The organism is Psychrobacter sp. P2G3 (genome assembly GCF_001593285.1).
GTDB lineage: Bacteria > Pseudomonadota > Gammaproteobacteria > Pseudomonadales > Moraxellaceae > Psychrobacter.
Genome location: NZ_CP012529.1, coordinates 750,851 through 776,371 on the forward strand (window position 1 = coordinate 750,851; position 25,521 = coordinate 776,371).

Annotated in this window: 15 protein-coding genes, 4 tRNA genes, 3 rRNA genes and 1 pseudogene; 16 read left to right on the forward strand and 7 right to left on the reverse strand. The window is 41.8% G+C overall.

What is annotated here, in order from left to right; genetic code table 11:
* Nucleotides 1-203: 203 nt before the first annotated feature.
* The 10 genes and pseudogenes from AK823_RS03260 to AK823_RS14015 all read left to right on the forward strand — a co-directional run bounded on the left by AK823_RS03260 (nt 204) and on the right by AK823_RS14015 (nt 12,078).
* A complete protein-coding gene (locus tag AK823_RS03260) occupies nt 204-3,200 on the forward strand; it encodes an ESPR-type extended signal peptide-containing protein (RefSeq protein WP_068326154.1) in 2,997 nt (998 codons plus the stop codon).
* 797 nt (nt 3,201-3,997) lie between these two features.
* Nucleotides 3,998-5,536, forward strand: a 16S ribosomal RNA gene (locus AK823_RS03265).
* Between the two features lie 93 nt (nt 5,537-5,629).
* Nucleotides 5,630-5,706, forward strand: a tRNA-Ile gene (locus AK823_RS03270).
* Between the two features lie 8 nt (nt 5,707-5,714).
* Nucleotides 5,715-5,790, forward strand: a tRNA-Ala gene (locus tag AK823_RS03275).
* Between the two features lie 365 nt (nt 5,791-6,155).
* Nucleotides 6,156-9,016, forward strand: a 23S ribosomal RNA gene (locus AK823_RS03280).
* A 181-nt stretch (nt 9,017-9,197) separates the two neighbouring features.
* A 5S ribosomal RNA gene (gene rrf / locus AK823_RS03285) occupies nt 9,198-9,312 on the forward strand.
* The 16S, 23S and 5S rRNA genes sit together here with 2 tRNA genes alongside, the layout of an rRNA operon.
* 182 nt (nt 9,313-9,494) lie before the next feature.
* A pseudogene (locus AK823_RS03295) lies at nt 9,495-10,586 on the forward strand (IS3 family transposase).
* A 169-nt stretch (nt 10,587-10,755) separates the two neighbouring features.
* On the forward strand, nt 10,756-11,148 hold the full coding sequence (locus tag AK823_RS03300) for a hypothetical protein (RefSeq protein WP_203226568.1): 393 nt from the start codon (nt 10,756-10,758) through the stop codon (nt 11,146-11,148).
* Nucleotides 11,149-11,468: 320 nt separating this feature from the next.
* A complete protein-coding gene (locus AK823_RS03305; RefSeq protein WP_068326160.1) occupies nt 11,469-11,879 on the forward strand; it encodes an OsmC family protein in 411 nt (136 codons plus the stop codon).
* Between the two features lie 52 nt (nt 11,880-11,931).
* Entirely contained in the window at nt 11,932-12,078 is a 147-nt protein-coding gene (locus tag AK823_RS14015; RefSeq protein WP_228138903.1) for a hypothetical protein, read from the forward strand.
* 313 nt (nt 12,079-12,391) lie between these two features.
* On the opposite strand, the gene AK823_RS03310 is transcribed toward AK823_RS14015, so the two are convergent.
* Complete coding sequence (locus tag AK823_RS03310; RefSeq protein WP_068326163.1) at nt 12,392-13,417, reverse strand: purine nucleoside permease; 1,026 nt, start codon at nt 13,415-13,417, stop codon at nt 12,392-12,394.
* A 109-nt stretch (nt 13,418-13,526) separates the two neighbouring features.
* A complete protein-coding gene (locus AK823_RS03315; protein ID WP_068326164.1) occupies nt 13,527-14,192 on the reverse strand; it encodes an IS1 family transposase in 666 nt (221 codons plus the stop codon).
* A gap of 37 nt (nt 14,193-14,229) precedes the next feature.
* Between AK823_RS03315 and AK823_RS03320 the strand changes: the two genes are divergently transcribed.
* Entirely contained in the window at nt 14,230-14,532 is a 303-nt protein-coding gene (locus AK823_RS03320) for an IS630 transposase-related protein (RefSeq protein ID WP_068326165.1), read from the forward strand.
* 20 nt (nt 14,533-14,552) lie between these two features.
* A complete protein-coding gene (locus tag AK823_RS03325) occupies nt 14,553-15,077 on the forward strand; it encodes an IS630 family transposase (protein WP_149031832.1) in 525 nt (174 codons plus the stop codon).
* Nucleotides 15,078-15,757: 680 nt separating this feature from the next.
* Here the strand turns inward: AK823_RS03325 and AK823_RS03330 are convergent.
* Nucleotides 15,758-17,107 (reverse strand): DUF1501 domain-containing protein, encoded by a 1,350-nt coding sequence (locus AK823_RS03330; RefSeq protein ID WP_068326168.1) that lies wholly within the window; start codon nt 17,105-17,107, stop codon nt 15,758-15,760.
* A gap of 76 nt (nt 17,108-17,183) precedes the next feature.
* On the reverse strand, nt 17,184-18,668 hold the full coding sequence (locus AK823_RS03335) for a hypothetical protein (protein ID WP_068326172.1): 1,485 nt from the start codon (nt 18,666-18,668) through the stop codon (nt 17,184-17,186).
* 410 nt (nt 18,669-19,078) lie between these two features.
* On the opposite strand from AK823_RS03335, the gene AK823_RS03340 reads away from it, so the two are divergent.
* Nucleotides 19,079-19,543, forward strand: a complete 465-nt coding sequence (locus tag AK823_RS03340) for a flavodoxin (RefSeq protein WP_068326175.1) — start codon at nt 19,079-19,081, stop codon at nt 19,541-19,543.
* Between the two features lie 85 nt (nt 19,544-19,628).
* Nucleotides 19,629-20,276: a DUF938 domain-containing protein gene (locus AK823_RS03345; protein ID WP_228138904.1), complete on the forward strand. Its 648-nt coding sequence runs from the start codon at nt 19,629-19,631 to the stop codon at nt 20,274-20,276.
* A 133-nt stretch (nt 20,277-20,409) separates the two neighbouring features.
* Here AK823_RS03345 and AK823_RS03350 read toward each other — a convergent pair whose 3' ends face one another.
* Nucleotides 20,410-21,219 (reverse strand): dienelactone hydrolase family protein, encoded by an 810-nt coding sequence (locus tag AK823_RS03350; RefSeq protein WP_203226570.1) that lies wholly within the window; start codon nt 21,217-21,219, stop codon nt 20,410-20,412.
* 407 nt (nt 21,220-21,626) lie between these two features.
* On the opposite strand from AK823_RS03350, the gene AK823_RS03355 reads away from it, so the two are divergent.
* The gene (locus AK823_RS03355; RefSeq protein ID WP_068326177.1) at nt 21,627-23,714 is read left to right on the forward strand and encodes a catalase; all 2,088 of its coding nucleotides are present in this window, start codon (nt 21,627-21,629) and stop codon (nt 23,712-23,714) included.
* A gap of 292 nt (nt 23,715-24,006) precedes the next feature.
* Nucleotides 24,007-24,795 (forward strand): MBL fold metallo-hydrolase, encoded by a 789-nt coding sequence (locus AK823_RS03360; RefSeq protein WP_068326178.1) that lies wholly within the window; start codon nt 24,007-24,009, stop codon nt 24,793-24,795.
* A gap of 65 nt (nt 24,796-24,860) precedes the next feature.
* Here AK823_RS03360 and AK823_RS03365 read toward each other — a convergent pair.
* Both AK823_RS03365 and AK823_RS03370 read right to left on the reverse strand, forming a co-directional pair.
* Nucleotides 24,861-24,936, reverse strand: a tRNA-Lys gene (locus AK823_RS03365).
* Between the two features lie 227 nt (nt 24,937-25,163).
* Nucleotides 25,164-25,239 (reverse strand) — tRNA-Lys (locus AK823_RS03370).
* Between the last annotated feature and the right edge of the window lie 282 nt (nt 25,240-25,521).

Here is a 25,521-nt window from a genome sequence, read left to right on the forward strand (position 1 = left end):
ACATATGTATTTCTTTGGCTATCACAAGGCTCCATTTTTTGGAAAATTAAGATTGTTAGTTAGCAGCTTGAAAATGGTTTTACTTAATTTCAATGGCACGATTCATGCATTATTTATTTGGTACAACAAAACATAGCTCTTTTTTATACGAAAACCTAATCAACTACTTTACCAATAATGCTACACATACATAGGATACATCGATGTTAAACCATGTCTACCGCGTTGTCTTTAATCGTTCTACGGGTTGCTATACAGCCGTTAGTGAAATCAGCAAGTCGGGTGGAAAGTCTAACAATAGATCAGGTCAAGCTGGTTCAGTGGGTGCGTTGCCATCCGCGACTTTAGGTACGTTACTACGTCGAAGTACTATAAGTGTTGCCATTGCTGGCGTGCTTGGATTGACGGCGATGAGTAGTCAGGCAGAAGTGTGTTTGACAGAAAATTTCATGCCAAGTAACAGTGTTGCATCATCTGAATCTATAGCCTGTGGGTTTTTAAACGAGGCATTAGGCACTCGTAGCACTGCAATAGGCTATGACAACACAGCTTCAAATATTTATAGCTCAGCTGTCGGTACTATAAATATCTCTTCTGGTGAAGGTAGTTCAGCGATAGGTTCTTATAACATCGCTAAAGGTAATGTCACCTCAGCCATAGGTTCGCAAAACAATGTTGATGGCCTAGGAAGTTCAGCATTAGGCATACTAAACCATGTGAACAATACTTATAGTACGGCAGTAGGTTCTAGTAATACAGTAAACGGGCAAATGGCTTTAGGGGCAGGGCATAAGAACGTAGCTTCTGGCCGATTCAGTTCGGCAGTAGGTTTCGTCAATACCTCTGCAGGGGATTATAGCTTAGCAATAGGTAGCGACAACTCAACCGCTAATGAACGTAGTACTGCAGTAGGTAGTCTAAATGTAGCTTCTAAGCTGCATAGCTCGGCAGTGGGTTATAGCAACGAAGCCTCTGGTGAACGTAGCTCAGCACTAGGTCACGACAACACTGCTTCGGGTAATGATAGCTCAGCAGTAGGTCGTATCAATATCGCATCAGGTAATGAAAGTGCAGCACTAGGTCGTATGAACACAGCCTCAGGTGTTGCTAGCACAGCGGTAGGTGTTGCTAACCAATCTTCAGCTAACAATACCTCAGCATTGGGTACTGGAAACAGAGCTTCTGGTAATGACAGCTCAGCAATGGGTCGTGCCAACTTCGCTTCAGGTGTCAACAGCTCAGCGTCAGGCTACCTTAACCAAGCTTCTGGTAACAACAGCTCAGCTGTAGGTTATAGCAATATAGCATCAGGCTATACCAGCTCAGCACTAGGGGGTTATAGTAGAGCCACTGCTAGTGGGGCTACTGCAATAGGTAGTGGCAGTACATTTGCATTAGCTGCTGTTAAGGATGCTGCTGTGAAAGCGGACTTTACGGTTGCGACCACACCTATTGAGACAGATTCTCAAGGTCGTAGATTTAAAGCAGATGGCTCTGGTGGGGTAATCTATGAATTTGCACCCACAGATTATGAGGCGTTAGGTATTGGTGCTACGGCAAGTGGCATTCGAGCAGTTGCGCTTGGTACTAATGCAGTAGCTGATAAGCGTGACAGTATCGCTTTAGGTAGTAAAAGTGTCACTACTGTTAATGCTGGCATTGCAGGTTATTCAGCTAACGGTGATACCAGTTCGACATGGAAATCTACCCTTGGTGCCGTTAGTGTTGGTGACACTAGAGATGCTGATCCTGCCAACTGGGAGACCCGTCAAATCACCGGCCTTGCTGCTGGTACGACTGATACTGATGCAGTCAATATTGCTCAGTTAAAAAGATTAGAAACAACAGGTTTGTCTCATTTCAGTAGCGTAGCAACTGCTCTAGGTGGGGGTGCGCAGCTTAATAGTATGGGTGTATTCCAAGCGCCTACGTATCGAATAAGCAGTGCAGACTACAGCAATGTGGGTGCAGCGTTTACTGCGGTTGACGGTAAGCTGACTGACTTGCAAACACAGATAGATACTATTGAATTAACACCCGGACCTAAAGGTGATCAGGGTGATAAAGGAGAAACGGGTTTTCAAGGCCTAGCAGGTCAAAACGGCACTGACGGTTTAAATGGTATCAACGGTACAGACGGAGCTGATGGTGCTCAAGGTCCAGTTGGTCCGCAAGGCTCGGCAGGTCAGGACGGTACAGACGGTTTAAATGGTACTGATGGTGCTAAGGGAGACAAAGGTGATTCAGGTATCAGCGAAGAAGCTAAAGTTGAATTAGAAAACAAAATTGAAGAAAGCAAAGAGCGCTTTGTTAGTATCAACACTTCTGGTACTAAGATAGAAGTTGACTACGATAATGAAGGAGCTACAGGCAACGGTTCAATAGCAGTTGGTGTCAACGCCAAATCTGCTGGTCAGGATAGTATTGCAGTTGGTACAGATTCTAAGGTAACAGGCAATCAGTCTCTTAGTGTTGGCGTAGGTAATATCGTTTCAGGCGACAAGTCAGGTGCAATTGGTGATCCAAGTATTATCGGTGGCGATAGCAGTTATTCATTGGGCAACGACAATATTATTGGCGATACCTCTAACAACGTTTCTGTAATAGGTAGCAACATAAAAGTAGGAGCTACAGCTGCAAGTATTGTAGATGGCAATCCAGTCTTTACTGGAGTAACTAACGCCTCAAACTCTGTCGCTATCGGTGAGTCAGTGAACGTTCAAGCCACAGACGCAGTAGCTATCGGTGCTAATAGCAGTGTAACTCATAGCAATGCCGTTGCATTAGGAGCAAACTCACAATCAACAGCAGACAATACGGTATCGGTAGGCAATGCAAACACTCAACGCCGAATCACCAATGTCGCCGCTGGTATCAACCCAAATGATGCGGTGAATGTATCTCAGCTCAACCAAAATCGTGCTGAAGCAATGGGCTATACAGACAGAAGAATAAATGATCTCGAAGGAGAGACTCATTCAGCAGTTGCAGGTGCACTCGCATTCGGTGCACTGCGATATCCTAATGTTCCTGGCAAAGTTAGCGTAGGTCTTGGTGGAGGCACGTGGGAAGGCGAAACAGGATATGCTTTAGGTGTAGGCTACACCACATCAAACGGACTTTTCTCTATCAGTAGTGCTTTCGGTGGTAGCGGCAGTCAACAAGGTGGAAACGTCGGAGTAAGCTATACCTTCGATTAAAGCCAGTTTTTAATTGAGTATGCATATATTTGAGCCTACCTTCTTTATGATGGTAGGCTTTATCAATTGGTGTCATTGGCTACTGGTATTTGAAGAATAAAAAATAATTTTTAATATTAAGCTATTGATAAATATAGAGGTATTTCTTTAATGTTAATTGTGTAAAAATAAACTCTACAAACCCCCTTGACCCTCAACCGAAAGCGCGTATAATGCGTCCCAGTCGGAAGGGAAGGTAGTTTGAGAAGTGGTTCACCACTTATTAAGAACGCTTCTAGGTAAGTTACTTTTAATTCAGTTTAAAATAAAATAATTTACTGCTTGACACTTCGTTAAAAGCGTCTATAATACGCCCCTCAATGAGACAAACGGTAATGATTGCAGTGTATTATTACACAACAATAACCCAATTAACTTATTGAAACGAAACAAAATAAAAGCTTGACAAATCAAATCATTATGATATGATAGTCGGCTCGCTAGATAGGTTAAGCCATAACGGTTTAAGGTTATTTAGCAAAGAGAAGTACCCTATATATCAACTACTGGACGACAGTAGATTGACACTATTTAAAAGCATAACTAAAGAACAACTTGTGTGGATTTTTGCTGATTCAGAATGCTAAAAAATAAAGTTGACTATCTTTTCTTTTCGGGAAGATTATTAACTATAAAAATTATCATTTAAGACAGCAGAAAAACTCAAAGTTAATTCATTACGAACATAATTTTTAGCGATTTGCCAGATTAAATGAGCCAAGTTTAGAAGTCTCTTTAAAGGACTTCATAGCAAGATTAAACTGAAGAGTTTGATCATGGCTCAGATTGAACGCTGGCGGCAGGCTTAACACATGCAAGTCGAGCGGTAACATTTCTAGCTTGCTAGAAGATGACGAGCGGCGGACGGGTGAGTAATACTTAGGAATCTACCTAGTAGTGGGGGATAGCTCGGGGAAACTCGAATTAATACCGCATACGACCTACGGGAGAAAGGGGGCAACTTGTTGCTCTCGCTATTAGATGAGCCTAAGTCGGATTAGCTAGATGGTGGGGTAAAGGCCTACCATGGCGACGATCTGTAGCTGGTCTGAGAGGATGATCAGCCACACCGGAACTGAGACACGGTCCGGACTCCTACGGGAGGCAGCAGTGGGGAATATTGGACAATGGGGGCAACCCTGATCCAGCCATGCCGCGTGTGTGAAGAAGGCCTTTTGGTTGTAAAGCACTTTAAGCAGTGAAGAAGACTCCGTGGTTAATACCCACGGACGATGACATTAGCTGCAGAATAAGCACCGGCTAACTCTGTGCCAGCAGCCGCGGTAATACAGAGGGTGCAAGCGTTAATCGGAATTACTGGGCGTAAAGCGAGCGTAGGTGGCTTGATAAGTCAGATGTGAAATCCCCGGGCTTAACCTGGGAACTGCATCTGATACTGTTAGGCTAGAGTAGGTGAGAGGAAGGTAGAATTCCAGGTGTAGCGGTGAAATGCGTAGAGATCTGGAGGAATACCGATGGCGAAGGCAGCCTTCTGGCATCATACTGACACTGAGGCTCGAAAGCGTGGGTAGCAAACAGGATTAGATACCCTGGTAGTCCACGCCGTAAACGATGTCTACTAGTCGTTGGGTCCCTTGAGGACTTAGTGACGCAGCTAACGCAATAAGTAGACCGCCTGGGGAGTACGGCCGCAAGGTTAAAACTCAAATGAATTGACGGGGGCCCGCACAAGCGGTGGAGCATGTGGTTTAATTCGATGCAACGCGAAGAACCTTACCTGGTCTTGACATATCTAGAATCCTGCAGAGATGCGGGAGTGCCTTCGGGAATTAGAATACAGGTGCTGCATGGCTGTCGTCAGCTCGTGTCGTGAGATGTTGGGTTAAGTCCCGCAACGAGCGCAACCCTTTTCCTTAGTTACCAGCGGGTTATGCCGGGAACTCTAAGGATACTGCCAGTGACAAACTGGAGGAAGGCGGGGACGACGTCAAGTCATCATGGCCCTTACGACCAGGGCTACACACGTGCTACAATGGTAGGTACAGAGGGCAGCTACACAGCGATGTGATGCGAATCTCAAAAAGCCTATCGTAGTCCAGATTGGAGTCTGCAACTCGACTCCATGAAGTAGGAATCGCTAGTAATCGCGGATCAGAATGCCGCGGTGAATACGTTCCCGGGCCTTGTACACACCGCCCGTCACACCATGGGAGTTGATTGCACCAGAAGTGGATAGCTTAACCTTCGGGGAGGCGTTCACCACGGTGTGGTTGATGACTGGGGTGAAGTCGTAACAAGGTAGCCGTAGGGGAACCTGCGGCTGGATCACCTCCTTATAGATGGCATTCGGTCAGCAAGAATTCACAACAAGTTGTTCTTTAGTTTAAGCTAGTTTATTAAAGCCTAGGCGTGATATATATGCGCTCTATAGGCCTGTAGCTCAGCTGGTTAGAGCACCGTGTTGATAACGCGGGGGTCGGCAGTTCAAGTCTGCCCAGGCCTACCATTATTTCAGGGGCCATAGCTCAGTTGGTAGAGCGCCTGCCTTGCACGCAGGAGGTCAACGGTTCGACTCCGTTTGGCTCCACCATATAATAAACTATTCTTTAGTATGCAAATAAATAAGTAGATGTATAAATAGAAACAAGTGATTCAGCCAATAGGTATTGATTACTTCTTTCTGTTTTATACAGAATCTGTGGCTCGACGAGAGCACAGAGACTATTTAAAAACATAGATATGAGTCTGGGTTAGGAACACGTGTTCACGCGTTGTTCCTAACCTTAATAATCGACCTCTTAACGACATCAGTTGTTATCCCAGGGGTTGATTATTAAAAAAGTAAAGAGAACTGAATCAAGCGTATAAACATAGGTGATATCGTTATCATAATTAGATTGTAGAACACTTAGGAATCTAACTCTATTTATAGAGAAAGACTACTTGGGGTTGTATGGTCAAGTAATGAAGCGCACATGGTGGATGCCTTGGCAGTCAGAGGCGATGAAAGACGTGACAGCCTGCGATAAGCTTCGGGGAGGCGGCAATATCCTGTGATCCGGAGATTTCTGAATGGGGAAACCCACTTACCATAAGGTAGGTATCTTGTACTTGTACAAGAAGCGAACGAGGGGAAGTGAAACATCTCAGTACCCTTAGGAATAGACATCAAATGAGATTCCCCAAGTAGCGGCGAGCGAACGGGGAGAAGCCGATTAGTGCTAATGTAGAAGAACAGCGTGGGAAAGCTGACCGTAGTAGGTGATAGTCCTGTATTCGAAACATTAGCGTTAACATATTAAGTAGAGCGGGACACGAGAAATCCTGTTTGAAGATGGGGGGACCATCCTCCAAGGCTAAATACTCCTGACTGACCGATAGTGAACCAGTACCGTGAGGGAAAGGCGAAAAGAACCCCTGTGAGGGGAGTGAAATAGAACCTGAAACCGTGTGCGTACAAGCAGTGGGAGCCTTAATTTATTAGGGTGACCGCGTACCTTTTGTATAATGGGTCAGCGACTTATGTTCTGTAGCAAGGTTAACCGTTTAGGGGAGCCGTAGGGAAACCGAGTCTTAATAGGGCGTTTAGTTGCAGGGCATAGACCCGAAACCGAGTGATCTATCCATGAGCAGGTTGAAAGTGCCGTAACAGGCACCGGAGGACCGAACCCACTGTCGTTGAAAAGCCAGGGGATGACTTGTGGATAGGGGTGAAAGGCTAATCAAACTCGGTGATAGCTGGTTCTCCCCGAAAGCTATTTAGGTAGCGCCTCGGACGAACACCATTGGGGGTAGAGCACTGTTTCGGCTAGGGGGTCATACCGACTTACCAAACCGATGCAAACTCCGAATACCGATGAGTGATATCCGGGAGACACACAGTGGGTGCTAACGTCCATTGTGGAGAGGGAAACAACCCAGACCGCCAGCTAAGGCCCCAAATTCCTAGTTAAGTGGGAAACGAGGTGGGAAGGCATAGACAGCTAGGAGGTTGGCTTAGAAGCAGCCATCCTTTAAAGAAAGCGTAATAGCTCACTAGTCGAGTCGGCCCGCGCGGAAGATGTAACGGGGCTCAAACTAGGAGCCGAAGCTGCGGATTTGAATTTGTTTTCAAGTGGTAGGGGAGCGTTGTGTAAGCCTGTGAAGGTGTATCGTAAGGTATGCTGGAGGTATCACAAGAGCGAATGCTGACGTGAGTAACGATAATGCGAGTGAAAAGCTCGCACGCCGGAAGATCAAGGGTTCCAGTCCAACGTTAATCGGGGCTGGGTGAGTCGACCCCTAAGGCGAGGCCGAAAGGCGTAGTCGATGGGAAATCGGTTAATATTCCGATACTTGTTTATAATGCGATGGAGGGACGGAGAAGGTTATGTCAGCCTGGCGTTGGTTGTCCAGGTGAAAGGATGTAGGTTTATAGCTTAGGTAAATCCGGGCTATTTCATACCGAGATCTGATAGCAAGCTGTACTTGTACAGCGAAGTGGCAAATACCATGCTTCCAGGAAAAGCTTCTAAGCAATAGTTATAAACGAATCGTACCCTAAACCGACACAGGTGATCAGGTAGAGAATACCAAGGCGCTTGAGAGAACTCTGCTGAAGGAACTAGGCAAAATGGTACCGTAACTTCGGGAGAAGGTACGCTGTTGATGGTGATAGGACTTGCTCCTTGAGCTGTTGGCAGTCGCAGATACCAGGCTGCTGCAACTGTTTATTAAAAACACAGCACTCTGCAAACACGAAAGTGGACGTATAGGGTGTGATGCCTGCCCGGTGCTGGAAGGTTAATTGATGGGGTTAGCGTAAGCGAAGCTCTTGATCGAAGCCCCAGTAAACGGCGGCCGTAACTATAACGGTCCTAAGGTAGCGAAATTCCTTGTCGGGTAAGTTCCGACCTGCACGAATGGCATAATGATGGCAGCGCTGTCTCCAGCAGAGACTCAGTGAAATCGAAATCGCAGTGAAGATGCTGTGTACCCGCGGCTAGACGGAAAGACCCCGTGAACCTTTACTACAGCTTTACATTGAACTTTGACCTGACTTGTGCAGGATAGGTGGGAGGCTTTGAAGCCGAGACGCTAGTCTCGGTGGAGCCAATCTTGAAATACCACCCTGGTCATGTTGGGGTTCTAACTCAGGTATAACAATACCGAGGACAATGTATGGTGGGTAGTTTGACTGGGGCGGTCTCCTCCTAAAGAGTAACGGAGGAGTACGAAGGTGCGCTCAGACCGGTCGGAAATCGGTCGTAGAGTATAAAGGCAAAAGCGCGCTTAACTGCGAGACCCACAAGTCGAGCAGGTACGAAAGTAGGTCTTAGTGATCCGGTGGTTCTGTATGGAAGGGCCATCGCTCAACGGATAAAAGGTACTCTGGGGATAACAGGCTGATACCGCCCAAGAGTTCATATCGACGGCGGTGTTTGGCACCTCGATGTCGGCTCATCTCATCCTAGGGCTGAAGCAGGTCCTAAGGGTATGGCTGTTCGCCATTTAAAGAGGTACGCGAGCTGGGTTTAGAACGTCGTGAGACAGTTCGGTCCCTATCTACCGTGGGCGTTGGAAATTTGAGAGGATCTGCTCCTAGTACGAGAGGACCAGAGTGGACGAACCTCTGGTGTTCGGGTTGTCACGCCAGTGGCATTGCCCGGTAGCTACGTTCGGATGGGATAACCGCTGAAAGCATCTAAGCGGGAAGCCCACCTCAAGATTAGATTTCCCTAAAGAGCCGTTCAAGACTAGGACGTTGATAGGCAGGGTGTGGAAGCACAGCGATGTGTGTAGCTAACCTGTACTAATTGCTCGTTTGGCTTGACCATACAACACCCAAGTGGTTTGTATACAAGTCTAATTAATCTATCTTGTATGAGCTGTAGTGGCTTATAAAGTAAGAATATTTCGATATCACCTTAAACCTTGATTCAGTTAGGTTTATGTTGACAGGCCTCAAGTAATATTGAAGTCATAAGAACAACAACAGACTCATATCTAACCCCCTTTGCTGACGACAATAGCACGATGGCCCCACCTGATCCCTTCCCGAACTCAGAAGTGAAACATCGTTGCGCCAATGGTAGTGTGGGTCCGCCCATGTGAGAGTAGGTCATCGTCAGCTCTCTATTCTAGATGAAGCCCCCTGTACATAAGTACAGGGGGCTTTTCTTTCGTGTGGGATTATAATTTAGTATGAATATACATGAGAAATGAATTAAACTGAAAGAGATGGTAATCCCCCCCCTAAAAACAAGAACACTTGAAAGTAGAGATTAACTGCTAAACTACCAGCAGGAGATTTTTATGAAAAAGACACGCTTTAGCGATAACCAAATCGTTAACATCTTAAAGCAAGCGGAACAAGGCGTACCTATCGTTGAGTTATGCCGTGAGCACAATATTGGCCAAAGTACCTTTTACAACTGGCGTTCAAAGTATGGCGGTATGGATGCCTCTTTGATTACACGTTTAAAAGAACTTGAGGTTGAAAATGCTCGTCTTAAAAAGATGTATGCTGAAGAACGCCTTAAGTCCGACATCCTACAGGATGCCATGACAAAAAAGTGGTAGCGCCGATTGGGCGCAAAGAGATAGCTTGTCATTACATTGCAGAACGAGGTCTCAGTATACGTAGAGCTTGCCATATCTTTAGCATTAGTATGACCTGCTATTACCACAAGTCGGTAGCCTCTGATGCGAACAGTCAGATAGGTGACTTGCTTATAGAGTTGACCACTCGGAATAAGAACTGGGGCTTTGGATTATGCTTTATGACCCTGCGTAATGTACTGGGGCTGCCCTACAACCCTAAGCGGGTGTATCGTATCTACTGTGAGCTTGAATTGAATCTGAGAATTAAACCTCGCCGTCGAATTAAACGCGCTAAACCAATTCCCTTAGCTGTACCAGACAAGATAAACCAAAGTTGGAGCATGGACTTTATGCATGATGCCTTGACGGATGGCCGTGCCTTTAGACTGTTTAACGTGATTGATGATTACAACCGTGAAGCTTTAACCGTTGAGATTGACTTCTCACTGCCCGCTCAAAGAGTCATACGCAGTCTGCATCAGCTGATTGAATGTCGAGGTAAACCGGTTCAAGTAAGATGTGATAACGGACCTGAGTACATCAGTAATGCACTCAAAGACTGGGCGATAGAACAAGGCATTACGATAAGCTATATTGAGCCTGGCAATCCACAACAAAATGCTTATGTTGAGCGCTATAACAGAACGATGCGCTATGATTGGTTGAATCAAGAGTTGTTTACTGATTTAGATCAAGTCCGTCAGCAAGCAGAGGATTGGTTGTATCACTCACTACAATAACGAACGTCCTAATATGGGCAATGGCGGCTTTACGCCAATACAGAAACTAAATCAGGCAGCTTAATTCTATTTGGTAAGTGTCTTATAGTTGGGATGATTACCAGATAAAGGTCAACATTAAGAAATAACCTCACGATAAAGGTTCTAGTTTTGGTATGTATAAGGCATTTAAACAGCCATTTGATAGTCATTAGTTATTGTTTTTTTCTACCATATTAATTCGTGGAGTATATATGGACGCTGAGAATAAGGAAACAACTATATTCTTTTTAGAAAGTTGGTTAAACGAGGTCATAAATAATAGTCAGGTTTTTCTTCAAAATATTAATGAACCTATTTCATTTGAAGACAACTTTCATAAAAGAAGGATGTTTGATGAACATTATATTCTAACAGCTACTGTAATGAGTGTTAGATTTTCAAAACAGTTAGTTAATCATGTATCTAAAAATATTAAGCATAGTCTTTCATCTTTTATAGAAAATACTAAAGATGCTGTCGATGTTAGAGACATGAGAGAACACTCAGATGAATATTTTCTTGAAAAAGGTCGTAAACAGGGTGGTTTTTTTAAAGGCAGTTGTGAAGATATTCAATGTGACATGTCATCATCAGTACAGAATTAATTTGGTTATATGCTTGGTAATTTGATCGCTATGGAAAAAATCCAGAGTGAATGTGCTAAGCTTTTGAGTTCATTGATAGAAAATACATAAAAAATCACTGTAAAGAACTAGAATAGTGACCATTGTTTATACCTTAGTTTTTTAGAATAAAAATCTCTTGTATCTAATTAATGAGTCGAATACAAACTCTTTTCTATAATTTATAGCTGTAAAAGTTTCACGTATTAATTAATAATTTTAAAGTACTTATTGTCTATTAATAGGCTATTTAAATTTTTAAACGGCAATAACTCAACAGGATAATCATCAAAGAGAAACCTATGACAACCTCAAAAGTAACCTACCGAGGCGATTTGCGTACTACTGCTATCCACTTGCAATCAAACAATGAGATTATCACTGATGCGCCTGTCGATAATCACGGTAAAGGTGAAGCATTTTCACCGACTGATTTGCTAGCAACCAGTTTAGTTAGCTGTATGCTGACCATTATCGGTATCAAAGCTCTTGATATGGACATCGATATTGCAGGCACTATGGCTGAAGTGACCAAAGTAATGTCAGCTGACCCAAGACGTGTGAGTGAAGTACATATCGCTATTACTTTCAATCAACAGTTAGATGATAAAACGCAAAAGATATTCTATAACACCGCGCTCACTTGTCCGGTTGCGAAAAGTATTCATCCTGATATTATTCAAAAAGTGACTATTAATACTAAGAGCTATTGATGCCAAGAACGAATAATTCCAAAAACTAGTAACCTTTATAAGGGTGATTGATATGGCTAGCAAAACCTTACTTATCGTCGCGCATGCACCATCACCCAATACCAAAAAATTGGCGCAAGCGGCTTATAACGGTACTAATCATGCTGATATCGGTATTGAAGTGGTATCAAAGCCGTCGATACAGAAATTGATGTTGTAACTACTATGCCTGAGGTGATCAAAGCTATAGCGGCTAAATTGAGAAGAGTCAGTGAAGTGAATATGATCATTATTGAGGTAGCTTGTGACGCTTGAGATAAACGTCACGATCCGCCTGTTTTAATTAGTTCTATTTTACTTTTTCAAATAATTTTAGGTTTGACTCAACAGGGGTAATGCAACAAGCCTCAAACGATAAAGCTTGCCAAAACTAAATTCTGGCAAGCTTTATTACTGTTATAATGTTAAAACAACCTTCATGAAATGCGTTTTTGGAAATTACTCAGCTAGACATAAAGCCTAAACCTTGGTTCTTATTTTTGCTCAAGTTTTGGTACACCATTTCCCCAAACATCCCAGTTATTAACGATATGATTGACAGTTTTTGATCCCACTGACACTATGTTCTCAACTGTTTCTGAAAAGCCACCTGCTGTTTCTCCTGGAGCAGGATCTAGGTGTTGAAGAGTAGTCTCATTTGGATTACCTTGGTCAAAATTCACTGCACCGCGTAAGCTCATTATGCGTTCAGTTCCCACGGTTCTGTTCAGTACTTGTGCTATTGCAGCGGCTTCCATTTCAGTGATAATGTAATCATCTGCATTATATAATTCAGTTATGTATTGGGCTTGTTTTGACAACCCTGGACCATGAAAAAATGTATCTCCTGTCATATGAGTTCCTACTGTTATAGCTGGGCTGCGTCGTGCTGCGGCATTTGGATATCTCATTCGATAGGTGTTGGCTTCTTCTGAATCCTTTAAAGGGACCGATTGGCTTAAATATAGATTCCAGTTAAGTAGTTCAGGGTTAAGTTGATATCTACGAATGTCTTCATAACCTTTACGGGGCATAAAAGTAGGTGCGCCTTTTTCACCTTCTTCGGCTTTCCAGCGATGACCTAAATCATAATCTACTAGCCAAGATCCCCAGCTTACATCACCTATTGTTCCTTTGTCGGGTGGTGTTCCTGCGACACCGCTTAGAACGAAGTAGCTTTTCGTAAAGTCAAATTTAGGAGAAAGTGTTATTGCTTGCATGGATGCTGAAGACCCTACTTTACCCATGCCTAATACCGAACCACAGACCCCTTCGGAGTTACAGTAAATTGGGCTATGGGCACCTTTTACTTTTATGGGTTTACTGTCGGTAAAATATTGGTTATACCAATGCTGAAATTCGCCTGCTTTATCTCCACTGTTTTCACCAATTTCGAACATCGCTGCGATAAATACCTTCACTTGGATCTTATCTTGGTTAGTTTCAGCTTGTGCATTACTACATAATACAAGCATCACAGTAAAAATGGGTAAATGAAAAAAACGTTTATTTATAAACATATTGGATGCCTATTTAAAGTGTTTGAGTCTGAGTTTGAAGTCTAATTAGCAATAACTAAAAATTTTTGCTAAAACTAAATGAGGTGGTGTTCTAAAAAGTATGCTGACATCAGACATAGCCATAATTGATATAAAAGAATACCAAATCAAACACTTTTAAGTGATTATCGAGCTTCTTAGAGAAACAACAGGTTCTTCTAACGGCTCGTTTTAGTCGGTGTCTAAGACGGCAGTTATTACCTTCAATACCTATCGTATGCTGTTTGCCAACTTGTTTGTTATCTGGTTTAAAGGCCGTTATGAAACTGTCCCAGTTGTCCATGCTAATAGCGTCATAGCTCACTTTAAGTTGCTTAAGACAGGCTCTTAGTTTCTGAGCCGTTTTCAAGTCGCGTTTGCCCCAAACATAAGCAACAATCTCATTAGTAGCCCGGTCATAAGCGTAGATGAGCCAGACTTTACGCTTCTTGCGATATACGTAAGTCCAAAACTCATCAACTTCTAAGCGTTCATAGTAGCGCTTATTAGGCACGATCTTATAAATGGATGAGCCTATGGTGCTGAGCACTTTACCAATACTCACCGAGGTAATGATGGCTATGTCTCTAACACCGCAGCCTCGAGCAGTCATCAGCCGTATTATGTCTTCTATTTGAGAGTGACAGCCTTGGTAGCTTAAGGCATGGTCGCCAATGAATTGTCGTTTGCAGTCCTTACATTGGTAGTTCTGCTTACCATAGCTTTTTATATAGCCAAACCCATTTAAAAGTGTTATAAACTAATTATTAAACCCAATTGTTATCATAAAGACCATGACTTACTCACTAGATTTTCGCAAACAAGTACTAAAAAGCTTAGACGAGGATATGACCTTTGCCGGGGCGGCTGAGTTCTATAATCTCAGCCCAACCACCATACAAAACTGGAAGCGACGTGTTCATAGCAAAACAATCAGGCAAACCAAACCCTATAAAATACCAGATGACGTGCTACTTAATGATGTCAAAGAACATCCTGATGATTACCAGTATGAGCGAGCACATCGTTTAAATTGTAGTAAAACAGGCATTTATCATGCCCTAAAGCGCCTAGGCATCAGTCAAAAAAGACCTTAGAGCATCCAAAAGCTTGCCCAATAAAAAGAGCGGCGTATCAGGGAAAGCTTGATAGCTTTACGCAGCAAGGCTATCCCATTGTCTATATGGATGAAAGCGGCTTTGAGCACGAGACCATCCGCTCTCATGGCTATGCGCCGATCGGTAAGCCTTGTATCGATAGCTACAACTGGCAAGGTAAAAAGCGAACCAACGTTATTGGTGCTCTGTATGAAAAGATGCTGTTTGCGCTTGATTACTTTGAGACAAACATCAACAGCATCGTCTTCTATCACTGGCGCAAACACAAGCTAATCCCAAGTCTTAAAACCAAATGCGTGATTGTGATGGATAACGCCAGATTTCATAAGAGCAAACGCATTCAAAAGCTACTAAACAGGCACGGGCATCGTATTCTTTGGTTGCCGCCGTACAGCCCAGACCTAAACCCTATCGAAAAGAAATGGGCTCAAGTGAAGTTTCTACGCCAAGGTTGGATGCAAAATGACTTATCCAAATTGTTTTATGATATTTGTCCAAGGCATAACATTTTTATTTTGAACTGACTATACCATTTTTCTTTAGACTAAGACTGTGACAGTCGGGGCAATTGATCTGTATTTGTGTCTTCATAACCTCAAATATATCATCTTGCTTCGGCTGTCACCCTTCCTTTATTACCCCAGCATACTTTTTGATACACCACCCTAAATGAATGCTTTCATATATCCAATATAGAATAACATAATCTGTAGATAGGCTGCAGCAGTCAACAAGCTTAGGGCGTTGGCCAAGTTAATTTGCTTATTAGCCTGTCCTAGATCTGAGATTTTCGAACAATAAAGGCATCACTGACGCGCAAACAGTCATGCCTTTTCATCAACAGATCTATTAGCGACTATTTTAATAAGTTGCATGCTGATAATTCTTAGTATTGAAGCTCTTGACATGGATATCGATATTGCAGAAACTACTGCTGAAGTAGCCAAAGTAATGGCAACTGATCTCAGACGAATCAGTGAATTAGATGTGGTCATTACTAAGGTAGCTTGTAATGCTTGAAATAAGCTTTGCCGTCAGCCCGATTCTCACTTTCTTAAATAATTTTAGGTTTGGTTTAATAGGCGGGATAGAACTAGCTTAAAACAATAAAGCTTGCCAAAACTGAATTCTGGCAAGCTTTATTGTTGTCAAAACGACCTTCACATATGAGGTGCTTTTATATATAAGATACTTTAAAAATTAATTAACTAGACATGAAGCCTAAATCCCAATTTTTGAACTTGTGTAGATTAGGTGCTACCATTGCTAGATTATTATCTGAGACGCCAAACCATTTAGCCAAAGTCGCTGAATACTGATCAATAGATGTCGTAGGTAACCATGCACCTTGACCGACATCAATAGCTGTATTTAGACCAATCTCTGGTGCTTCACCATAAAAATCTCTGCCTTTCACTGCGCCACCCATAATAATATGATGACCTCCCCATCCATGCTCTGATCCGTTACCATAGCTGTTAAGAGTTCGACCGAACTCTGACATAGTGAAAGTGGTGACATTCTGGGAAACGCCTAACTCTTCAGTGGCTTGATAAAAACTTCCTAATGCATCATCAAGTAGACGCATCAACGTACTATGTCGCCCAAGTAGATCATTATGCGTATCGAATCCTTTAAGTTTTACAAAGAATATCTGACGTTTGACACCCAGATTATCTCGTGCTTTGATGAGTGATGCTACTGTTTTTAACTGTTGCGCCAACGCATTCTCAGCAGGAAATTTAGTTGAAATAGTTTTTGCATTTTGTAAAGCAGATAACATCATTAATTCATTAGTAGAATTTGCAACTATATTATCATCAGATGAATTGACTAAGTTATTCATTGCTTCTGAAAAAGTCATAGCACCAGATACTGATGACTCTTTTTCAATACCTCCAGTAATTTTGAGACCATCAGAGGTAACTTTTAATGGATTGGTATTTTCGCCTGTCAGAAATACAGTATCATCATCGGTACTAATACAAGAAAACGCTCCATGCGAATTTTGTTTTAGTATGGCATCACCAATTTTTCCGCCCCAGCCTTCTCTAAAAGAATCCGATGCGGTGCTTTGCCAATTTTGCTTCTGATTAAAGTGAGCAAATAAACCTCTAGGTAACGCTACTGATCGATTCTTATACTGATCCAATGAGGTAGGTTGCACTAAAGATCCCACATTTTGTAAGACTGCCAATTTTTTTAAGTGAAATAAGCTATTTAAACGTTTAAGATTGGGGTTAAAACCCCATTTTAGACCGCCAGCTAGATCAGTTGCAGGTATTAAAGGTAATAAAGTGGATCGATCCAAAGCAATATCTTGACGTATCTTACGGTAAGTTGCATAGTTAGATGCGTCGATGGGAATCAAAGTGTTGGCTTGATCATTACCTCCGTCTAATACAACACAGACCAAGGCTTTATAATCTGAGGCTGTCGTTGCCGCTTTCGCTTCGTTCATAGCCGAGAAATTGATAGCCATAGGAGCAACAACACCCGCACCCGCTAAATAACTTAAACGCTGTAAAAAGGCTCTTCTTGATAACTCATTCACAATAACTTTCCTATAATCTTTATTACTTTATTGGGTATTAAACTATTGACCTGCGATACTACTAATAAAAATATCATCAACTATAATTTTTATTACCTGTTACATTTTGGACAATGACATTGGTCGAAGGATCAGCTTTAAAGCTTGCAACTTTAATGTTAGTTTTAGTATTAATATTTCTGGCAACACAATCTTCGCCAAGGGTAATTAGCCAGCTAAAAGATATCGTATTATCTAGTTTAATATTCTCAAACGTACAGTCTTCAAGTAACTTCTCATACCTTGATGTCATAATGACGCGGTTATTATATGTACCACCCTCAACATTGATACCTCTAAACACTTTTTGATCAGATTTTGATTTCAGGCTTATGAAAGGGGCATCTCCATTATGATTACCTTCCTTGATCATAAGACAATTACGAATAGTAATATCAAAGTAATTGCGATTATTACGATTGTTATCTTGTATTATGATTCGTCGACCTCCAGACGAGTTGCTAGCATTGATAAACTCAATGTCTTCATATAGTACATTGCCCCATTGAAGAGAAGAGGTAGGTGGTTCAATATCAGCAAGGTATAAACCGCCATAGGTTGGTTCAGAGTCATCTCGTCTAGGGTTTGTAGAATAGACATATGTATGTTTTTTAAACCGAATGACGCCATTTTTAAGCGTTATGCCTAAGCCTGATGCGATAGTAAGACAGTTTCTGTTAGATGGACCTATTTTGAAATCACTAGCTTCAAAGTTCATTTCACCATCGCCACGTATATATAAGCTATCGTATATCGCTCCTTCAGACGTAAAGTTACTAAACTTACAATCCTTACCCCATATCCACATGCAATAGATAGAGGTGGCCAATGGGCTGTTAGTGTCAGCATGCTTTATAGTTTGACCTCTAAAATGGATGCCTGTCGCTTGAAAGCCATTTCCTTTTTCACGAACCTCAAGCACTGCCGATCTAGATTTAGCATAAAAGTAGGTTTCACCCGTACCGAACAACCGAATATTGGGCGCTCTAGGTTTTAGCGCTACTTCATACTTACCATCTGGGAATATAATGTTGGCACCTCCGCGTTTAGCCGCATCCTCAAGCGCTTCTTCAGGCGTATTATAATTATTCTTATAATAGATTGTATCCTGATTAGGGTCAGGGTATACGCCCTCAAAATTTTGAGGAGGCAGTACTTCGCCATCCTTTACAAACATACGTTTGTGGTGGTAGGCACGGCCACCATTCATATTGAGACGCGCATAGTGAGCATCTATAGGGGCAGTAACGGTGATACTTTTAGAATATCTGTCTCTTGCGGATACCCGTTTGATAAAATCTCTGTTGCTATCGTAATAGGCAATATAAATAAATGTGTCACGACCTCTGCGTTGTTCGCTAGAGATGTTATATTTAGCATTTGGCTCTACTTTAATGAAGTCAGATATATCACAACCACGATTACTAACAACTATACCCTCGCTGCTAACCATCTTACCTTCTGTGACCGTATCCAAATTCAACAAATTATCATTGGTGGATTGATTCTGGCTAATACTCATAAATATTCCATTCATTTAACTCAAATTGGTTCGAATAGCCGAGTTTGTAGGGCTATAATATAGTTTTGTCTTACATATGTTGAAGATTCAGTGCTTAATTTTGACTGTAGTATCGGGATTGTGAGTATAGACTAGCTTTCTTTCTATAAAACCCATGACAACCAAGAAATTGTAGCAATCAAGTTTTGATAACCATACTGATTTGCATAAGTCTTATACTAATGTAAATTAGTGTAATGAGATCATTCTATATAGGCACTGCTACTAGCAGGTATAACAACTTAAGCTACCTTTGAGTGATAACGTGCAAAAAGTATTCCACAATACTGCCCTTGAGTGCTTTTTTCCCAAAAGTATCTATTGTGATATTATTCAAAAAGTGACTATTAACTATAATAATGGTGATTGATATGACTACTAAAACTTTACTCATCGTCGCGCATGCGCCGTCTACTAATACCGAAAAATTAGCACAAGCTGCATACGAAGGTGCTAATCATCCTGATATAGATATTAATGTTATCCTAAAATCGCCACAGGATACCCAGCCTGAAGATGTGTTGGCAGCAGATGCATTATTATTAGGAACGACTGAGAATCTAGCTTATATGGCAGGGCTGACCAAAGACTTCTTTGATCGCTGTTATTACCCTGTACTAGAAGAAAAGCAAGGCATGCCATTTGCGTTATATATTCGAGCTGGACAGGATGGTACGGGTACCAAGCTTGCTATGAAGACGATTACCACTGGACTGCGTTGGGAATGGATTCAAGAGGCGCTAATCTTAAAAGGTGATTGGCAAGAAGGCTTCACTGAGCAAGTAGAAGAGCTGGCGATGACGCTTGCAGCTGGAGTAGAAGCGGGTATTTATTAGTTTTAAAGCGTTTAGCTACTATTTGTGAATGTTCAATACGCCCTAATATCGTGATATCAATAGTATAAAAATTAGGATGTTAATAATGAATAATAATATTAATACTGATTCTATGTCTGCTGCTGTACTGCCATTCTCTCGAGCTTGTGAGAATAACAAGCAGCCTATATTAGCTATTTTGCAAAAAGAGTTAAAAGACTCTCTGCATGTGCTAGAGATTGGCTCAGGGACTGGTCAACATAGTATTTATTTTGCCCCAAGATTAGCGCACTTAACATGGCAGACCAGTGATGTTGTCAACAATCATGCAAGTATTAATGCTTGGCACACCGAACATCCTGCGGCTAACTTATATGCACCTCTTGCTTTTAATTTAGCTCATGACTCAGTGCCAGTTAACCATAATATTGATACGCCTTACGATGCAGTATTTACTGCCAACACCCTGCATATCATTGCTTGGTCTTTAGTTGAGCAGTTGTTTGCTTTGGTCGGAGATATACTACCTGTACACGGAAAGCTGATTGTATATGGACCATTCAACGAAAATGGACACTACACCAGTGTCAGTAATCAGCAGTTTGATATCAGCCTACGGCAGCGTGATGCACAGAGCGGCATTCGCAATTTGGAAGACATAACAGATTTAGCAGAACAACATCATTTAACGTTAAGTGAGAAGTATGCGATGCCTGCGAATAATCAGCTATTGGTCTTTCAGAAAACAAGCTAAGACAAGGGTTGTATAGGAAGTTATGTTGCACCTGAAAAGTTGAAAAGGCATCAAGATAAAATCACTTAATTCTATCTTGATACTCTACATATGATAGATATCTTGTTGATTGGACTAACACAATTTATTCTAATTATTTATATTCTTCTGCTAAAAAATCCAAATAACGCTTCCAAGAGCGTTCATCGGCACGTTTATCATATCTATCACTCCCGAATACACTAAAGGCATGTGGCGCACCACTATAAGTTACCATCTCATGTGGTACCTTAGCAGTCTCTAACGTCTTACCCAAAGTAGCAAAGCTCTCAAGGGATACAGATTCATCAGCAGAGCCGTGGAAAACTAAGATTTCTCCAGTGGTATTGTCATAACTTTGACCCGTTGGAATATCAAAAGCACCATGGAATGGTACAAACGCTTTTTGCGGGAAGCCTGAGCGTGCTAGCTCTAAAGCAACCGTACCGCCAAAACAATACCCCATTGTAGTGCCTTTACGCACATCATTACCTTGTAGTCGTCCGGCATTCAGTGCACCTTGTAGCAAGCGGCGCATCTTGCTACGATCGTCATATAATGCTCCGGTTAAGCGTTTGTTTTCTTCAATAGAAGTAGGGTGAATGCCTTGCCCAAACATGTCTGCTGCCAATACGTTATAGCCTTCAGTTGCTAACATATCAGCGCGTTTACGCTCATAGTCTGTCAACCCATCCCAATCATGAATGAGTAAAATAAAAGGCGCATTAGGTTTATCGGCTTTAGCGTAATAACCTTCATATACTTGGTCATCAACCTTATAGGTAACGTTTTTGGTAGTAATGGCTGCAGCTGTTTGGCTAAAAGTGAGCGCCATCAAACCTAATGAAGTTCCCAGCATTAATGAGCGATAGAGGCTCTTAGAAGAAGAGTCAGATGTGGTTGATGATGTTGGTAACGGTGACATAATAGGTAGCCTCATAATTTGATAAGAGAGAGATAAATATGTGGCTAAGAATAATGTCCATTTATTTATCATCGGTGTGTAATCCTTCATAAAATCATACCTTAAAGAAGATCTACATTACAAGAATCGATTTCTAAGACGTAGGCTAAAGAAATAAGGTCTTTCTATTTAAAATGCATAAACTTTAACTAAATATCAACAAGGTTCACTATATACACCACTTAGTTTTTGGGTAATATAACTCGTAAGCCTATTATTTATTTATCTTTTTGATAATCGGCAGTGCTAAAACACAGATAACTAATAGACATATGAAGTCATCATTATCTCCAAGGATACTAAACCTGTGTAAGCACTTTATTAATGATCTCAAAAGAGGTCATTTTACTCATTAGCTAGGATATATTATGAATAAGAATCTAGATTATACCGACCCCGCTAAGAATATGAATACTGAACGTGGTAACGGGGGTGAGACTCATCAGCGCGCAGGTGATGACACTAAAGTTTTAACGACCCAGCAGGGCGTCGCTATTTCTGATAACCAAAATTCTCTAAAAGCAGGCGCTCGCGGGCCGACTCTATTAGAAGATTTTGTACTGCGTGAAAAGATTCATCATTTTGACCATGAGCGTATTCCTGAGCGTATTGTCCATGCGCGCGGTAGTGCAGCGCACGGTTATTTTGAACTAACAGAGTCATTAGAAGAATATACTACGGCGAAAATCTTAACTGAAACAGGCAAGCAGACGCCATTATTTACACGTTTTTCTACGGTTGCTGGTAATAAAGGTTCAAAAGATACACCACGTGATGTACGTGGTTTTGCAGTGAAAATCTATACCGAAGAAGGTAATTGGGACATCGTTGGTAACAATATGCCAATCTTCTTTATTCAAGATGCGATGAAGTTTCCAGATCTTATCCATGCCGTAAAACCAGAGCCTGATCGTGGCTTCCCGCAAGCGGCATCTGCCCATGATACGTTTTGGGACTTTGTGTCGTTAAGTCCTGAGACTATGCATAATCTAATTTGGCTGATGAGTGATCGTGCTTTACCGCGTAGCTTACGCATGATGGAAGGCTTTGGCATTCATAGCTATCGTTTGATTAACAAAGATGGTAAGAGTACCTTTGTGCGTTTTCATTGGAAGCCAGTACTTGGTGTACAGTCGACCACGTGGGATGAAGCAGTGAAAATTTCAGGTGCTGATCCTGATTATCATCGTCGTGATCTGTTTGAATCAATTAATAACGGCGACTATCCTGAGTGGGAGTTTGGTGTACAGCTATTTACCGAAGAAGAAGCCAATGAATTCCCATTTGACCATTTAGATGCTACCAAGCTGATTCCAGAAGAAATGGTGCCAGTTAAGGTAGTGGGTAAAATGGTACTTAATCGTTATCCGGATAATTTCTTTGCGGAAACGGAGCAAGTCGCATTCTGTCCATCACACTTGCCGCCTGGTATCGATTTTAGTAATGACCCATTATTACAAGGTCGTCTATTTAGTTATTTAGATACCCAGCTCTCACGGTTAGGCTCGCCAAACTTTGCACAAATTCCAATCAATGCGCCAAAATGTCCGTTTGCAAATAATCAGCAAGACGGTCATATGCAAATGCAAGTACCTAAAACTCGCGTCCTTTATGAACCTCAGAGTTTAGATCCAACCAGACCGCGTGAAAGCGTTAAGCGTGGTTTTGAATCATTCCATGAGCAGTTAGATGATGGCGTGAAAGGTCGCGTACGTGCGGAGAGCTTTGCGGATCATTATAGTCAACCGCGTATGTTCTATCGCAGTCAAACGCCAGCTGAGCAAGCACATATTGCTTCTGCTTACGCGTTTGAGCTTGGTAAGGTAGATACGGCGCATGTACGTACTCGTACGCTTAGTCATCTCATTCATATCGATGAAGACTTGGCAAATCGTGTGGCAAAAGCGCTTGGTATGGAATTGCCAGAACCAGCCGACGCAGCAGCACCAGTACAAGATATGGCAACTTCTGACGCAGTACAAACGATTGGTCTTACTCCTAAGAGTTTGAAAGGACGTCTGATTGGTATCTTGGTCGCTGATGGCTCCAAACATAGCGAAATCAAAAAGTTTGAAGATGCGGCAAAAGAGCAGGGCGCTAGCGTAAAAATCGTTGCGCCCAACAAAGAAGTTGTGTTGGATGACGATACACGCATACAAGCTGACGAGCGTCTCGCTGGCGGTCCTTCAGTGATGTTTGATGCAGTGGTTAGTATCATTATGCCTGATCAAGCTAAAAAGCTTGCCAAAGACAGCTCAGCATTAGATTGGTTCAATGACGCTTATGGGCATTGCAAAGCGATTGCTTATTGCGGGGCGACCGATGAATTTATCTTAAGTAAGCTACCTATCGAAAAAGATAGCTTTGTCACGCCATTGGCTGAGTTAGATACCTTTATCGAAAATGCCAAATCACGTCTGTGGGAACGTGAGCCCAAGGTTCGTGATCTTGCCTAGTTAAATCAGTAAAGGCTAGCTTAGCAAAGATCAATTTTGTTTAAACAACGCTAACTGCAATTTCAATTATTAAATGCTTTATCTTAAACTCAGCCTATGTGCTGAGTTTTTGCTTTTCTGATGACAAATTTATAAGTTTTTTGTTCAAGCGTTATTCAAGATTAACTATTTATAGTCACAAGCGTTCACTCAAAGTCATTTATTTAAAAATGACGAACGCTATACTAAAGATTATTGCTTACACTGAAAGGAAGCCTCACAACAAGAATGATTAACGAGGCAGGGAATATAAATGAGTTTATGTGAAATTGTACGCTTAGATGGATATATTCAAAGTACGTATCTTGCGATATATCCATCTAAAATTATGCTATTAGATGGTGGCTGCCGCCCTGATATAGCGATGGTGTTAGACTATATTAGAGCGACTTTGCAGCGCCCGATAACGGATTTGAAAGTAGTGATAGTCACTCACATGCATCCAGATCATGCCGGCGGGGCACACAAATTCAGAGAAGCGACAGGCTGTGTTATTGTATCTGCGGATAAGAATAGCCAGTGGTATAGCGGTATCGGTGGGCGAACCATGCATTTTGTAGATATGGGTCTGGCTAATTATGTGGCGAGACGTCAAGGGCGCTCACCTAAAAACTTGTATTATCCAGCGCACCTTAAGCCTGATATTGTCGTTAAAGATGGAGATTGTGTGCCGGGGTTTGATGAATGGCAAGTCCTAGAGACGCCAGGCCATACAGATCGTGATTTATCTTTGTTCCATGTGCCGAGTCGGCAAGTATATACGGCTGATTTGATTATTAAGCTACGTCATAAATTCGTTGCACCTTTTCCTATTTATGATCCTAAAGTTTATATCCAGTCATTACAAAGAATAAAAGATTTAAAGCCATCAGTAGTCATGATGGCGCATGGACGTGAGTTAGCTATAGATGAAGCGACTTTTGATATGTTAATAAAGCAAGCGCCTAAGCACCCACGTACGATTAAAGATACTATCAAGCATAAACTGCTGTGGCGAAAAGATGCTGACTTTAGTATTTTTAAAGGTAACCGTAAGAAATAAAGAAAAGCTTCAGACGAAAAAAAGCCCAGTCACTATATCGTATAGTGACTGGGCTTTTAGGAATATGGTGGGCCGTCCGCGATTCGAACGCGGGACCAATTGATTAAAAGTCAACTGCTCTACCAACTGAGCTAACGGCCCTGAGAAGCGTATAAAAAAAGCACTGCTTTTTTAGCTTCGCAAGAGAAAATCCTTTAAATAGGATTATCTAATACTTATGCATATAATCAATATATCTGATTGTATGCAAGAATAATTTCCTTAAAGGGAAATTATATAAAACTTGAAACATAAATAAGGTCTTTCAAACTAACTTATTAAACAACTACCGGATAGGGCAGAACGCTTAATAAGGATCAAACTAAAAATGGTGGGCCGTCCGCGATTCGAACGCGGGACCAATTGATTAAAAGTCAACTGCTCTACCAACTGAGCTAACGGCCCTGAGAAGCGTATAAAAAAAGCACTGCTTTTTTAGCTTCGCAAGAGAAAATCCTTTAAATAGGATTTTCTAATACTTATGCATATGATCAATGTATCAGATTGTATGCAAGAATAATTTCCTTAAAAGGAGATTATTTCAAACTTAATTTCTTTATATATCGACTTATCAATATCAACAGAGACATCAAGTTTGTTCTCTCGTTTAAAGAATTTGTATCCCTAAACGTGAGAGCACATTATATATATTATTATGACAATTACAACCCCGCATTTTAAAAAAAG

Coding starts and splice junctions, on each gene's coding strand:
- AK823_RS03350 (WP_203226570.1), bottom strand. CDS start 21,219: ATGTCACCGTTACCAACATCATCAACCACATCTGACTCTTCTTCTAAG.
- AK823_RS03355 (WP_068326177.1), top strand. CDS start 21,627: ATGAATAAGAATCTAGATTATACCGACCCCGCTAAGAATATGAATACT.
- AK823_RS14015 (WP_228138903.1), top strand. CDS start 11,932: ATGGCTAGCAAAACCTTACTTATCGTCGCGCATGCACCATCACCCAAT.
- AK823_RS03260 (WP_068326154.1), top strand. CDS start 204: ATGTTAAACCATGTCTACCGCGTTGTCTTTAATCGTTCTACGGGTTGC.
- AK823_RS03320 (WP_068326165.1), top strand. CDS start 14,230: ATGACTTACTCACTAGATTTTCGCAAACAAGTACTAAAAAGCTTAGAC.
- AK823_RS03310 (WP_068326163.1), bottom strand. CDS start 13,417: ATGTTTATAAATAAACGTTTTTTTCATTTACCCATTTTTACTGTGATG.
- AK823_RS03360 (WP_068326178.1), top strand. CDS start 24,007: ATGAGTTTATGTGAAATTGTACGCTTAGATGGATATATTCAAAGTACG.
- AK823_RS03305 (WP_068326160.1), top strand. CDS start 11,469: ATGACAACCTCAAAAGTAACCTACCGAGGCGATTTGCGTACTACTGCT.
- AK823_RS03300 (WP_203226568.1), top strand. CDS start 10,756: ATGGACGCTGAGAATAAGGAAACAACTATATTCTTTTTAGAAAGTTGG.
- AK823_RS03335 (WP_068326172.1), bottom strand. CDS start 18,668: ATGAGTATTAGCCAGAATCAATCCACCAATGATAATTTGTTGAATTTG.
- AK823_RS03345 (WP_228138904.1), top strand. CDS start 19,629: ATGAATAATAATATTAATACTGATTCTATGTCTGCTGCTGTACTGCCA.
- AK823_RS03340 (WP_068326175.1), top strand. CDS start 19,079: ATGACTACTAAAACTTTACTCATCGTCGCGCATGCGCCGTCTACTAAT.